This window comes from Thermosipho globiformans (assembly GCF_003990895.1).
Lineage (GTDB): Bacteria > Thermotogota > Thermotogae > Thermotogales > Fervidobacteriaceae > Thermosipho > Thermosipho japonicus.
In genome coordinates this window covers 186620-200966 of record NZ_BHXD01000002.1, presented here as the reverse complement: position 1 = coordinate 200966, position 14347 = coordinate 186620, and the positions used below count along the sequence as shown (strand labels likewise).

The following is a 14347-nucleotide window of genomic DNA, read 5'->3' as shown; positions in this document are numbered from 1 at the left end:
GATTATATGCAAGAATTAAAAAATCATCTCAAAAAACTTTCAAAATTTGAAAGCGCCCTTTCGCTTCTTCATTGGGATATGGAAACCTATATGCCACCAAATGCAGTAGAAAAGAGGGCACAAATAATTGGTGAAATATCAGGCTATGTATTCGAACAATTTATATCAGAAAAAACCCTAGAATTAATTGAAAAAGCCCAGCCTAATGATGTAGAATCAGAAGCCATATTAAGGTTGGTAAAAAAAGAATATGAAAGAATGAAAAAAATTCCAAAAAAGCTTTTTGTAGAACTTCAAATAGAAACTTCAAAGGCCCAACAAGCATGGCAAAACGCAAAAAAAGAAAAAGATTTTAACTTATTTAAACCTAACTTAAAAAAAGTTGTAGAGCTTGAAAAAAAAGTTATAGAAGTCCTTGGATATGAAGAAAATAAATATGATACACTCCTCGACCAATATGAACCTGGCTTAAAAACAAAACAACTTAATGAAATCATTCCACCACTTAGAAACTTTCTTGTTGAATTTCTTGGAAAACTAAGTCAGGGAAAACAACCAAATCCTGAAATTTTAGAAGGTGAATACGATGAAACTTTGCAAAAAAGATTTTCAGAAGAACTTTTAAAAGTTCTAAATTATGATTTTAATTCTGCAAGGCTTGATGTTTCTGCCCATCCATTTACAATTTCAATATCTCACAACGATGCTAGGATCACAACAAGATTTGATAGATTTGATATAAAAAATTCTATATTCAGCACAATTCATGAATGTGGCCATGCACTATACGAACTTGGAATTCCAGAAGAATATAGAGAACTTCCAATTGGTGATGGTGCTTCAATGGGAATACATGAAAGTCAATCAAGATTTTGGGAAAATATTGTCGGACGAAGTTTTGAATTTTGGAAATTTATGTATCCAAAATTTGTAAAATATTTCCCCAGATTTGAGAAAATTGATTTAAAAGATTTCTGGAGGGCAATAAACAAGGTAGAAAGATCACCAATAAGAACTGAAGCTGATGAAGTAACATACAACCTTCATATTATGATAAGGTTCGAGATAGAAGAAGCATTGATTAACGACAGAATAAATGTTGATGAACTACCTTTAATTTGGAATGAAAAGATGAAAGAATATTTAGGCATCTCACCTAAAAATGACAGCGAAGGAGTTCTCCAAGACGTTCATTGGGCTCACGGTTCATTTGGTTATTTCCCTTCATACATGCTTGGAAATCTTTATGCAGCACAAATATTTAACCAAATGAAAAAAGATATTCCAGACTTTTATCAAAAAGTTGAAAACGGAGAATTTAAACCTATTTTAGACTGGCTCAGAGAAAAAATTCATTCAAAAGGAAAGATATATCAGCCAATGGAGTTAATAAAGATGGTTACTGGAGAAACACTTAATCCACAGTATTTCATGGAGTATGTAAGTGAAAAATACAAAAAAGTTTATATGCTTTAATAGTAAAATTAAAGGGGGAAAATTCCCCCTTTAATTTATGGATGCACTCTATATAAAGTTCTAGGAAATGGTATAGCCTCTCTAATATGTTCAAGACCAGCTATCCATGCAATTGTCCTTTCAACACCAAGTCCAAACCCACTGTGAGGAACCGATCCAAACTTTCTTAAATCTAAATACCAATCGTATGATTCAACAGGAAGGTTAAATTCTTTCAATCTTTCAACCAAAAGATCGTAATCATGAATTCTTTGTGAAGCCCCTATTATTTCACCATATCCTTCAGGCGCTATCAAATCATCGCACAATACAACGTCTGGGTTATCCGGATCTGGCTGCATGTAAAATGCCTTTGCCTTTCTTGGATAATGTGTTACAAATACAGGTTTATCAAATTGCTTTGCTATCTCCGTTTCTTCATCTCCACCAAAATCGTCTCCCCACTCAATATCATATCCTTTCTTTTGGAGCATTTTAACAGCCTCTGTATAAGTAATCCTTGGGAAAGGTGGTTCAATCTTTTCAAGTTTTGAAATGTCTCTATTTAAAGCTTCAAGATGCTCTCTTGCATTTTCAAGAACGTATTTTACTATATAGCTGACAAGATTTTCCTGCAATTTAAGATTATCCTCATGCTCAAAATATGCAACCTCGGCTTCATTCATCCAAAATTCTATAAGGTGTCTTCTTGTCTTTGACTTTTCAGCCCTAAATGTTGGCCCTAAATTAAATACTCTTCCAAGAGCCATACATGCAGCCTCTAAATAAAGCTGCCCAGTTTGTGCAAGATATACCTTTCCATAGTCAAAATAATCTATCTCAAAAAGGTTACCTGCAGATTCACCGATTGCACCAGTGAAAATAGGTGTATCTACTTGAACAAAATCATTTTCCCAATAGAATTTTCTAATAGCTTTTAAAACTGCATCCCTAATATTTAAAATATGCATCTGCCTTCTAGAGCGAAGCCATAAGTGTCTGTGTTCCATAAGATAATCAATACTATGGTCAGGCTTATTAATTGGAAAATCTTCCGTTGGAATTTGAACTGGAATTACCTCTTTTGCATGAATCTCTACCCCGCCTGGTGCCCTCTCTTCACTTATCACCGTTCCTCTTACAATCAAGGATGATTCCATTCTAAGTTTTCTTGCATTTTTAAAAGTTTCTTCATCAACTGAAGATGCCTCAACAACAACTTGTACTATTCCTGTACCATCCCTCATATTAATAAATGCAATTTTTCCACTGCTTCTACTTCTCCAAACCCAACCTCTAAGCTCCACTTCTTTTCCAATATGATCCTTCAGATTTTTAATGTATACCCACACAAAATCCACCTCCCATTATTTTTCTCACCAAGGCCTTCTTCCAAGTGCGTTTTCATATCCATCCAATATATCTTTAGCAAATCTTAAAATCTCTTGGTCATCTGAAAAAACCAAAAGTCCAGATTCAATAAACGGTTCATTTATATGTATTTCTTTCTCGTCTGAAAGCTTAACAATTGAATTTTTTAGGAGTTTCTTCCTTATATCTTCCACATCAACATTTGTTATTTTCCAAGATAACTTTATACTATCAATATATTTTCCAATCTCATCATTTAAAAATACGCTTCCTTTATACCCTAACTCACTTAATAAACCTTTTTTTACTTCACTGTCAACAACAATTGGGTAAGTTGCATCCCTAGTATTTAAAGATACAACAACTTCCTTATCAAGTATTGTACCATCAAATATTGGAATTACACCAGCTGTTGCAAGACCTCTTGCAAAAAGAGAATACACATGAGCTGTAATGAATGCCGAGACATTTACTCTATTTAAAGGATCTTTGTCATCCTTACTTAATGTATCTAAAGCACCAACAACATACGCATCATATCCTTGCTTTTTTAAAAGATACCCTGCAGCAAGTCCTGCGTCATACGAAAGTGTAAGATCTCCAAGGCTTCCAAGGCACAAAAGTGAAACATCTTTTAACATCTCATTTAAAGGTATTTTTGCAATGTTAGCCGGAAATAATGTCTGAAAAATGATTAGAAAGAGCAACATAAACACCATCTTCATCATTCGATGGCGCAATATAATCTGCCTCCTTTTTAAGCTCTTCAACAGCATTTTCTACTGCTACTGAAAAATCGGCTATTTTAAACATTCCAATATCATTGTGGTTATCACCAAAAACAACTATCTTTTGATCTCTGCAGTTTAACTTATCTATTAAATACTTTAAGGCTTCTGCCTTATTTACATTCTTTGGGACTATATCCAAAAATATATTCATGCTTTTAAATATATCAACGTTTAAATTCATTTTATCAAGTTCATCTTTTACGTTGTCTAGTATTTTTTCATCTGCAATGGAAAGTATTTTGGTGGGAAGTTTTTCTTTTGACAGTTTTATTAGATCTTCTACTATAAAATATTCTACATCTGCATGTCTAGCATAAGACTTTATATATTCATTATCCGCCTCTCCATATAATTTATCATTAACATATATTTGCCTATGTAGAGATTTTCCACGTAAAAACTCTATTATTTTCTTTGTTGAGTTAAAATCCACACTTTTTTCAAATATAACACCTTTTTCTGGTATCCATACAATTCCACCATTGTATGCAATAACTGGAAAATCTTTTCCAAAAAATTTCTTCAAAAACTTTTTTACCGAAACAAGCATTCTACCACTTGCAAATATTACTGTGTGACCATTTCTTTCAAGACTTTTAATCGCAACTACTGTTTCTTGAGAAACCGTATAATCACTCTTTAAAAGTGTTCCATCTATATCAAAAACGAATACCATTATTTTCCTCCTTCAAGTTTTCTTTTTATCTCTAAAACTAACCCTTCTGCAGTAGCAAGATTTGTTGCAAGCGGAATATTGTGAACATCACATACTCTCAAAAGTGCCGAAACATCAGGTTCATGAGGCTGTGCAGTAAGAGGATCCCTTAAAAAGATAACAAAATCAATCTCGCCATTCACTATAAGGGAACCAATTTGTAAATCCCCACCGTACGGTCCTGATTCAAGTTTTGTAACTTTTAAACCTATTTTCTGTTCAACAATCTTTCCAGTACTCTTTGTCGCATAAAGGTTGCATTTTTCAAAGACATTTTTCCACTCTTTGACAAACATTGCAAGGTCAAGTTTTTTGTTATCATGGGCAATTAAAGCTACATTTAGCATATTTTCCACCTCTTTTTACTTGTTTACAATTATTATATCACAGCTGTGATATAATAATATAGAATTTTTCAAAGGGGGGATTGTGTGAAAAACTATAAAAAGCTGTTTTTACTAGGTTTTGGTTTTTTTGGAATAAGTATTGTCTGGCCACTGTATAACGCTTATGTCCCTATCTTTTTAAAAGATTTTTCACTTTCATCAACCAGCATCGGTTTTGTAATGACCATTGACAACATTTTTGCTATATTTATGTTACCTCTTATCGGTGTATTAAGCGATCAAACAAGGACAAGATTAGGAAGGCGTATGCCTTACATCCTTATTGGTGCCCCACTTGGTGCTCTGTTTTTCTCACTAATTCCATTTGCTAGAGAAATGCACCTTCTATGGTTTTTCATGTTAAATATTATATTTATGAACTTTTTCATGGCTCTATTTAGATCTCCAGTTATAGCTCTCATGCCGGATATAACTCCACCAAAGTATAGAAGTCAAGCAAACGGTGTAATTAACTTCATGGGTGGGCTTGGTGCTCTTCTTGCATATTTTGCAGGAAAACCATTATACGACAAAAACTATGCTTTACCATTTTGGCTTGGTGCACTAATAATGTTAATTGCACTAATGCTTGTTGTAATATTTATAAAGGAAGACGAAAAATACAAAATCAAAGAAGGTAAGAAAAAGAAAATAGACAATGTCTTTTCAAAAAGTTTTTCAGAGTTAAAAGTAAATTTAAAGGAAGTATTTTTGTCAAAAGAAAAAAGTCTTTTGATGATTTTACTTTCCATACTCTTTTGGTTTATTGGATATAATGCTCTTGAGACGTTCTTTACAAGTTATGCAAAGTTTAGAATAGGAATTAGTGAAAGTACAGGAGCATTTATACTAGGCTTTTTCTCTCTAACATTTATGCTCTTTTCCATTCCTGCAGGTTTTATAGGAGCAAAGATTGGAAGAAAAAAGACCATGACAATTGGTCTTGCAATAGTAATACTTATCTCGATCTTATCAATTGCAAGCGTAAATATGATAAATAATACAAGTCTTGTAACTCGTTTATTATTTATATATTTTGCACTTGGCGGAATAGGCTGGGGAATGGTTAATGTAAATTCACTTCCAACAGTAGTGGATATGACAACCGAAGAAAAACTGGGTGGTTACACCGGACTTTATTACTTTTTCTCTATGAGCGCAAACATAATTGCACCTCCCCTTGCAGGATTTTTTATAGACATTTTAGGATACGATTCGCTGCTTTACTTTTCAATAGCATCATTCTTTGTAGCAACTATTACTCTGCAATTTGTTAGAAGAGGAGATGTTAAATAGATTTTTTACAATTATATGAAATTTTACACTCACTGCAAATGGGATTTTTCCTACAAACCGCTTTTGAATGTTCAACAATTAATCCGTGAAGTTCTTGAAACAATTTGACATCTTTAGGATAATTTTCGTAGAAAAGATTTTGAACACTATCATAATCTGACAAGTTAATATCATACATTCTTTTCAAAAGTCTTTTTGTATATGCATCAACAACAAAAACTGGTATTTCAAGTGCATAAAGCAAAATGGAATCGGCTGTTTCTTTGCCGATTCCATTTATTTTCAAAAGCATTTCTCGAATATTTTTCAGACTTTTTATCTTGGAAAGCTCAAAATTATATTCTTTAAGGAATGAAAGCAAATTCTTCAACCGTCTTGCTTTTAAGTTATAAAACCCAGCCGGTTTAATTAACTCTGCTAAATAGTCAACTGGCAATTCATACAAATACTCAAGCAAATTTTTTTTAGTTTTATTTTCATAAATGTTTTCAAGTGCCTTTTCAACATTCTTCCAATTCGTATTTTGAGTTAAAACCGCAGTAACAATTATTTCTTCAGAAGTTCCTGGCCACCACTTTCCAACATTACCATATGCTTTTAATAACAATTTATACAAGTTCTTCAACTTTATACCTCCGCTATTGCCTCTATTTCTATATCTGAATCTTTTGGCAGTTTTGAAACTTCAACTACTGCTCTTGCAGGTTTGTGACCATTTAAAAGCTTTTCATATATCTCATTAAATTCAGAAAATTTTGACATATCCCTTATATATACATTAACTTTAACCAACTTATCGAGGCTACTTCCTGCTTCTTTTAATATATTTTCCATATTTTTGATAATAACTTCAGTTGCACGTTTTATATCCCCTTTTACCAATTCTCCCGTTTCAACAACTATTGGAAGCTGTCCAGATACAAAAACAAAGCCATTACTTTTTACAGCTATTGAATAAGGTCCTACTGCCTTTGGCGCATTACTTGGATTAACAAACTCCATTTTCCCACCTCCCCTAATTTTTTCCAAGAAAATTATAACACATAATGATATAATTATCTTTGAAATATTTTTTAGATTGGAGGATATAATGCAATTTTGCGTTTCAAAAATCAGAACTCTTTTATTTTGCCCCAAAAAATTCCTTAATGAATCAAAAGAAGAAGTTTTTCTTGACCCTTATCTTGAAACAAAGACAAAAAAAATAATTAAAAACGGTGGAAAAATTAAAAAGGCAGTTTTATCTACAAAACTTTTTAATTTTGAGCTTATTGCTTCAAATGTAGAAGTAATTTCTAATAACATTGAAGTTTTTATCATTTCACATAGAAATGGTAAAAAACTCTACCAATATCATTACATAGAAGCTGCTGCATATGGATATATTTTTTCAAAATACACAGAAAAGAAAATAAATGTTATCTTTAAAAGCAAATATTACAACGTAACAATGCCATGGAAAAAATATCTAAAAGATTTTATTGATATAGTTGAAGAATTAAAAAATTACAAAGAAATAAACCCCAGAATAAATCCTGAATGTAAATTTTGCAAATATAATCTTGAATGTACAAACATTCTAATTAAAGAAAAAAGTCTTTCACTACTTCGTGGGATTGGTAGTGCAAAACTGGAAAAATTATTTGAACATAACATTTTCACATTAGATGATCTAATAAAAAACAAAGAAGTAGTTGAGAATATATTTGGAGAAAAAGGGAAAAGATTAATACTTCAAGCAACTGCTTTTATTAAAAACAAGCCTATCTTAATCTCAAAGGTTGAAAGATTAAAAAATGGAATATTCTTAGATATTGAAAGCTATCATGATTTTCATTTTTTGTTTGGAATTTTAAAAGATAATGAATATATTCCATTTTTTTCTTACAAAAAAGAAGATGAAGAAAAAACTTTTCTACAGCTAATAGACTTTTTAAAAAAACAAAACGCTCCAATTTACCATTACTTTAACTATGAACCAATTCAAATAAAAAAACTTGCCACAAAATACAAAGTGAAAAATAAAGTTAAATTTGAATTTATTGATATATACAAAATAATTTCTAATAGTTTAGCAATACCAACAATTTCTTACTCACTAAAAGTCCTAGCAAAATACTTTGGATTTAAGTGGAGAACAAGTTTAAATGGGAGTAGCGTCATACAAAAATTTGAAGAATACAAAAAGTCAAAAGACAAAAAAATACTAAAAGAAATATTAATGTATAACGAAGATGATGTTAGAGCAACTAAACTATTATTTGATATTGTTAACCAATTTTCAAAATAGTTTTTCTCTCTGATAAATATGTTAACCTATTTATTAATGAAGACAAATGGAGTTTTATTGAATTTTTCATAAAAACTATGGAAAAACATCAGAATTTTAACATTTTAAGAGAATGCTTTATATTACTTAATCTTAACTTTTTTAACCTAATCTTTCTTTTTAATGTGTTGAGATGTAACAATTGCTATGTTATCTTATAAGCAGAGCAGCGACCCCCTATCCCCCCTTGGAACCATTTTCCAAGAAATAGGCCCCAGATTGAAAAATCTGGGGCTTTATTTTTATGGTATAATCTTTTTCGAACAAAGGAGGAAAAGTATGAAAAATGCCCCACACAGTATAGAAGCTGAACAAGCTATATTAGGTAGTATATTAATAGACCCCGAAACAATTGAAAACATTATTTCAATTGTTAGCTCAAGAGATTTTTTCGATCCAAGGCATGCCGAAATATTCAAGGCTATAGAAGAACTATACGATGAGGGTATTCCAATTGATGTAATATCAATTTGTGACCGCCTTAAAACTAAGGGAAAACTTGAGATGGTAGGCGGAGAAATTTATGTTGCACAACTTGCAGATATAGTACCAACATCCGCACATGCAGAGATGTATGCACAAATTGTTAGGGATAAATCCGTTTTGAGGGCACTTATAAACGCTGCATCCAAGGTAGTAGAAGATGCCATGTCTGATAGAGATGTGGACGACATCTTAGATAATGCAGAAAGAGTAATTTTTGAAATTGCTGAATCGAAAACTTCAAAAACATACCTTTCGATGGACACTATTTTGCACGAAGTTTTTGAAAACCTCGAAAATTTAAGAACGAAGGTAAAAGATGGTGTAACTAGCTTAATTACTGGTATTCCAACAGGTTTTAAAAAACTAGACGAAATGACATCAGGATTTCATAAATCTGATCTTATTATCTTGGCAGCAAGGCCCAGTGTTGGTAAAACAGCATTTGCACTTAATATAGCAAAAAACATGGCATTACACGCAAAAGCGCCTGTTGGCATTTTCAGTCTTGAAATGAGTAAAGAGCAGCTTGCACAAAGGCTCCTTGGAATGGAAGCATTAATTGAACTTCAAAAAATAAGACGTGGAACATTGAGTGATGAAGAATGGCAAAGACTCTTGACTGCAACTGGTAAGCTTTACAAAGCAAATATAATAGTTGATGATGAAGCAAATCTTGACCCAAGATCACTTCGTGCAAAGGCAAGAAGAATGAAAAAAGAATATGGAATCGAAGCTATCTTTATAGATTATCTTCAATTGATGAGCATAAAATCATATAGAGAAAACAGGCAACAAGAAATATCTGAAATTTCTAGGTCTCTTAAACTTCTTGCTAGAGAACTTGACGTGTCAATAATTGCTTTATCACAGCTTTCCCGCGCTGTTGAACAACGTGAAGATAAAAGACCAAGACTGAGTGATCTAAGAGAGTCCGGTTCAATAGAGCAAGATGCTGATATGGTGTTATTCTTATATAGAGAACAATATTATAAAAAAGAAAAAACACTTGATCCACACGAAACAGAAGTCATTATAGGAAAACAGAGAAACGGACCTATTGGTACCGTTACTCTCTTATTTGATCCTAAATTTACCGCATTCTTTGAAGTTGATCCAACACATGGAGGGTGATCATTTTGAAGGCTATTTATCCTGGTTCTTTTGATCCAATAACCTTTGGACATTTAGATATAATTAAAAGAGCTTCAAAAATTTTTTCAGAAGTTTTTGTTGTAGTTATGGAAAACAAAAGAAAAAAATACACCTTTAGTCTTGAAGAAAGAATTGAAATGATAAAAGAATGTACTAAAGATATAGCAAATATTAAGGTTGATTATTTTAATGGACTTTTAGTTGATTATCTTCAAAAAAATAAAATAGATGTAATTATACGTGGTCTTCGCGCTGTCACTGATTTTGAATATGAACTTCAAATGGCTATGGCAAATAAAGAAATGTGCCCGCATACCGATACTGTATTCTTAATGACCGATAAAAAATACTCCTTCATATCATCAAGTCTTGTAAAGGAAGTAGCTTATTTTGGTGGAGATATTTCAAGATGGGTTCCAAAAAATGTTGAAAAAAAACTAATACAAAAACTCAGGGAGTGAACTTTATGAAAAAATGTCTTCTTTCCGTTGCAATGATAGTAAAAGATGAAGAGCACAACATAAGAAGGGCTTTAGAAAGTATTAAAGATATTGCTGATGAAATTGTGGTAGTTGATACCGGCTCAACAGACAAAACTCCTGAAATTGTAAGAGAATATACTGATAAACTTTATTTTCATCCTTGGGAAGGAGATTTTTCAAAGGCAAGAAACCAATCACTAAAATATCCAACTTGTGAATGGGTCCTCATACTTGACGCCGACGAAGAAGTCAAAGAAGATTTTAAAAAAATAAGGAATTTCCTAGAAAATCTTCCAAATGATGTAAATACTGTATATCTTCCCACTTTAAGCTACCTAGATTGGGATTTTAAAAAAACTGAAATAGCCTCTACCCCAAGACTTTTTAGAAATGGCACAGTATATTACAAAAACATAGTACACAATCAGCCTGTTTACAAAGGAAAAGTCGTAAACGCTCCATTTACAGTATACCACTATGGATACATTTGGACAAGAAAACTTCGTATACAAAAATATAACAGAACAAGGAACCTAATATTAAAACACCTTGAAAATAAAGATTTAAATCCTGTAGAAAGAATATATTATCTTGTCCAACTTTACAAAACTGAAAATATATCAAAATACAAAAATAGGAAAATAGAGGTTGGATGGAAAACACTAAAAGAGATAGAAAAAATTGGCAAAATTCCCGCAATAGGCCTTGAATTTCTCTTTTTATTTGGAATGGATGCATTAAACAAAGAAAATCTAGAACTTGCAGAAAATTTATTTAACAAAGCAATAGAAGCTGTTCCAAAATATCCTGATCCTTATTATGGTCTAACAGGAGTTTATGAAAAAAAAGATGATCTTGAAAGCCAATATAAATATGCAAAACAATTTTTAGAAAAAATTGAGTATGCTGAAAAGCACCCTGAAGAATTTGAATGGACTATTATAGGCTTTAAGCATAAAGGAACTGCAAACGCAATCATTACAAAATACTTTCTGAAAAATAAGGATAAAAAAAATTTTGAAAATAATCTTAGAAAAACAATTGAATTTGCAAAAGCAACAGGGGAAAATATTAAAAGACTAATCAATATTATTTTGCAAGAGCTCTTAAAAATAAATGACATTGATTTTCTAAAAAGCATAAAATCTTCCTATGAATATATCTTAAATGTTTTAGTTGAAAATAATATTAATATCGATATTTGGAAAACCGCTTTTAAGTTTTTAGACAACAATATTAAGCTCGATGTAAATCTTTTAGAAAAATTTGTACAAACTGATTTTCAAAACCTTGTTATAAAATCCCAAAAAGAGGGTAGAGATTTTCTTCTAGAATTTATATTCAAAAATGATTTTGAAAACAATATAAAAACTTTGAATGAAGTATTGTTTTTATTTAAATATTTTAACAGTTCAAAAGAAAAATTATTAAAACTACTTGCAAGTATTAGGAAGAATTTTCCAGATGACATCCAAGGAATCATATATTCATTAATTGGTGATATATATCTAAAACTTTCCAATTTTTCTGCGGCTATTTTATCATACAAAAAAGCTATTGAATTGAATAAAGATATTTCAAACTTTATTAAACCTGTGCTTGATGATCTAAAAACAAGACTCGATCCAAATATAGATGGAGTTTTCGAAGAAATTTTAAACTATTACACAAAGCATAAAGAATTAATCTTAGGTATTAAAGCTAATGAATCAGAATTAAAATATCTTAATCTAATTTCAAATACAGATTATACGAAATATGTTGCTTCTATAAATTGCAATGATATTGATAGAAAACTAAGACTTTTAAACGAAATCAAAAACAAAGATGAATTCCCATTCTATTATTATAGACTTGCAAAAATTTACGAAGAAAAAGAAGATTTTGAAAAAGCATTTTCAACCCACATTAAAGCCTGTGAAGAAAATCATAAAATTGCAGATTTAAAACTCGGCATGTACGAATATGATGGTTTTTATCCTAATTCAACTTACGCATTTATGAAAAATTCAGATAAAATAGTGTGGTGTAGAAACATAAGTGAAAAACTTTCTGGATTTGGAACAATTCATCCAATAAGAATATGGAAAAAGACAGAAAATTTTTACTATGCTTATCCATATCCTACAGATGATGCAATAAAAATTGCTAAAAAAAGACGAAAAAAGTTAATTAAAGATTGGCCATTTGAAATTTCTGATGAAACAATATTTAATTCATTAGCTGAATTGAATGAAAATAGTATATACATAATCGAAAATGAAGAGGTTCCAGAATATTTGCTAAAAGAGCTTGAAATAAATAATTCAAAAGAAAGCAGTGCATTATTTTCAATAAATACAATCCATGTTGAACATGATTTTTCAAAAATAATACCACAACACATTAAAAAAGGAATAATCATTTATTTTGAACCAAATTTTGATGATAAAGATGATATAGTTTTCTTTAACCCTGAATTTAGAATTATTAGAAATACAAGTCAAATTAAAAAGGAGTTAGCTAAATTTGATTTTAAAGTAGAAAAAATAAATGCAGTAAAAAATATAAGAATTTTGTTTTTTGAAAAAATCTAAAAAATTTTTTAACTCTTCCGATAATATAAATAGCTTAGAGTGCCTTGGACAAAAATAAAAACCACATGGAGGTGGAGAAGATATGAGAATTAATCATAACATAAGTGCATTAAACGCTTGGAGAAGTATTGGTCAAACAAATATGGCTATGAGCAAAACTCTTGAAAGACTTTCTTCCGGTCTCAGAATTAACAGAGCTGGTGACGATGCTGCTGGCCTTGCTATCAGTGAAAAAATGAGAGGTCAAATTAAAGGTCTCAATATGGCTATTAAAAACTCTCAAGACGCTATTTCTTTGATTCAAACAGCAGAAGGTGCATTGACTGAAGTTCACTCAATTTTACAAAGAATGAGAGAACTTTCTGTACAAGCTTCAAGTGACACAAATACTGATGTTGATAGAAACCAAATTCAAGCAGAACTTGACCAATTAAGAGAAGAAATCGACAGAATTGCAAGAACAACTGAATTCAATACTAAAAAACTTCTTGATGGTAAACTTGAAAGCTTTAGATCCGAAGTCGATGCTAAAGTCGTTACCGGTGGTAATATAAAATTAGAACTCACAACTCCTGTAAGTTCCGCCGCAACTGAAGGAACCTATGTTATTGAAGTAGGTCAATTGAATGGTGCTGAAACTAGTGCATTAGATGTTAAAATCACACTTATAACCGCCGGTGGAATAAGCACTACTTCTGCTACACTTGGTGCAGCTTCAGCTAGCTTAGGAAATATAACATTCAAATGGGATTCAACAGTATTCGATATAAATGATTTTGGTGGGGCATTGCCAAAAGGGGAAGTTGTTGATAGTGCCGTAGTTAGAGTAGAAGCGACAAACACATCAGCAAATCAACTAATCTTCCAAATAGGTTCAAACGAAGGTCACAATATGATTGCAGGAATTGATGATATGAGCGCTGGCGCTCTTGGTATTACAACAACTTCTCTCGATGTTACAACTCAAGATGCTGCAGAAAGATCAATAATGGTTATCGATGCAGCTATCCACAAAGTAAGTTCACAAAGAGCTGCTCTCGGTGCTGTACAAAACAGGTTAGAACACACAATTTCCAACCTCGGTGTTGCAGCTGAAAACTTGACAGCAGCAGAAAGCCGTGTAAGAGATGCAGATATGGCAAAAGAAATGATGGAATTTACAAAACAACAAATTCTTCTTCAAAGCAGTATGGGAATGCTTGCTCAAGCAAATGCTCAACCTCAAAATGTATTGCAATTGTTAAGATAAAACATTATATCTTTTACAAACTTAAGTGGGCCTACCGCCCACTTAAGTTTTTTATTTTT

13 protein-coding genes are annotated in these 14347 nt (G+C 31.5%); 7 read left to right on the top strand and 6 right to left on the bottom strand.

Features of this window, described 5'->3' with window-relative positions; all coding sequences use genetic code 11:
* Positions 1–6: 6 nt before the first annotated feature.
* On the top strand, positions 7–1476 hold the full coding sequence (locus EO083_RS02965; protein WP_126992703.1) for a carboxypeptidase M32: 1470 nt from the start codon (positions 7–9) through the stop codon (positions 1474–1476).
* Between the two features lie 35 nt (positions 1477–1511).
* Here the strand turns inward: EO083_RS02965 and asnS are convergent, their stop codons facing one another.
* Genes asnS through EO083_RS02945 form a run of 4 tightly spaced genes read right to left on the bottom strand, consistent with a single transcriptional unit; the run spans position 1512 to position 4679 of the window.
* Positions 1512–2807 (bottom strand): asparagine--tRNA ligase, encoded by a 1296-nt coding sequence (asnS, locus tag EO083_RS02960; protein ID WP_126992702.1) that lies wholly within the window; start codon positions 2805–2807, stop codon positions 1512–1514.
* A 24-nt stretch (positions 2808–2831) separates the two neighbouring features.
* Positions 2832–3536, bottom strand: coding sequence for a hypothetical protein (locus EO083_RS02955; protein ID WP_126992701.1), 705 nt, complete (start codon positions 3534–3536; stop codon positions 2832–2834).
* Positions 3493–4293, bottom strand: coding sequence for an HAD family hydrolase (locus EO083_RS02950; RefSeq protein WP_126992700.1), 801 nt, complete (start codon positions 4291–4293; stop codon positions 3493–3495). Before EO083_RS02950 ends, EO083_RS02955 begins: the two co-directional genes overlap by 44 nt.
* Positions 4293–4679: a methylglyoxal synthase gene (locus EO083_RS02945; protein WP_126992699.1), complete on the bottom strand. Its 387-nt coding sequence runs from the start codon at positions 4677–4679 to the stop codon at positions 4293–4295. The genes EO083_RS02950 and EO083_RS02945 overlap by 1 nt, the downstream gene beginning before the upstream one ends.
* A gap of 84 nt (positions 4680–4763) precedes the next feature.
* Here EO083_RS02945 and EO083_RS02940 point away from each other — a divergent pair, with 84 nt between their 5' ends.
* A complete protein-coding gene (locus EO083_RS02940) occupies positions 4764–6014 on the top strand; it encodes an MFS transporter (protein ID WP_126992698.1) in 1251 nt (416 codons plus the stop codon).
* Here the strand turns inward: EO083_RS02940 and EO083_RS02935 are convergent.
* Both EO083_RS02935 and EO083_RS02930 read right to left on the bottom strand, forming a co-directional pair.
* Positions 6007–6645 (bottom strand): endonuclease III domain-containing protein, encoded by a 639-nt coding sequence (locus EO083_RS02935; RefSeq protein WP_241229953.1) that lies wholly within the window; start codon positions 6643–6645, stop codon positions 6007–6009. The genes EO083_RS02940 and EO083_RS02935 overlap by 8 nt on opposite strands.
* The gene (locus EO083_RS02930; protein ID WP_126992696.1) at positions 6642–7016 is read right to left on the bottom strand and encodes a Rid family detoxifying hydrolase; all 375 of its coding nucleotides are present in this window, start codon (positions 7014–7016) and stop codon (positions 6642–6644) included. The genes EO083_RS02935 and EO083_RS02930 overlap by 4 nt, the downstream gene beginning before the upstream one ends.
* A gap of 88 nt (positions 7017–7104) precedes the next feature.
* Here EO083_RS02930 and EO083_RS02925 point away from each other — a divergent pair, with 88 nt between their 5' ends.
* The 5 genes from EO083_RS02925 (at position 7105) to EO083_RS02905 (ending at position 14288) form a co-directional block, all read left to right on the top strand.
* Complete coding sequence (locus EO083_RS02925; protein ID WP_126992695.1) at positions 7105–8304, top strand: TM0106 family RecB-like putative nuclease; 1200 nt, start codon at positions 7105–7107, stop codon at positions 8302–8304.
* Between the two features lie 318 nt (positions 8305–8622).
* On the top strand, positions 8623–9960 hold the full coding sequence (dnaB, locus tag EO083_RS02920) for a replicative DNA helicase (RefSeq protein ID WP_114702661.1): 1338 nt from the start codon (positions 8623–8625) through the stop codon (positions 9958–9960).
* Between the two features lie 5 nt (positions 9961–9965).
* On the top strand, positions 9966–10442 hold the full coding sequence (coaD, locus tag EO083_RS02915) for a pantetheine-phosphate adenylyltransferase (protein WP_126992694.1): 477 nt from the start codon (positions 9966–9968) through the stop codon (positions 10440–10442).
* A 5-nt stretch (positions 10443–10447) separates the two neighbouring features.
* Positions 10448–13039: a TPR domain-containing glycosyltransferase gene (locus tag EO083_RS02910; protein WP_126992693.1), complete on the top strand. Its 2592-nt coding sequence runs from the start codon at positions 10448–10450 to the stop codon at positions 13037–13039.
* A gap of 82 nt (positions 13040–13121) precedes the next feature.
* A complete protein-coding gene (locus EO083_RS02905) occupies positions 13122–14288 on the top strand; it encodes a flagellin N-terminal helical domain-containing protein (RefSeq protein WP_126992692.1) in 1167 nt (388 codons plus the stop codon).
* Positions 14289–14347 lie beyond the last annotated feature (59 nt).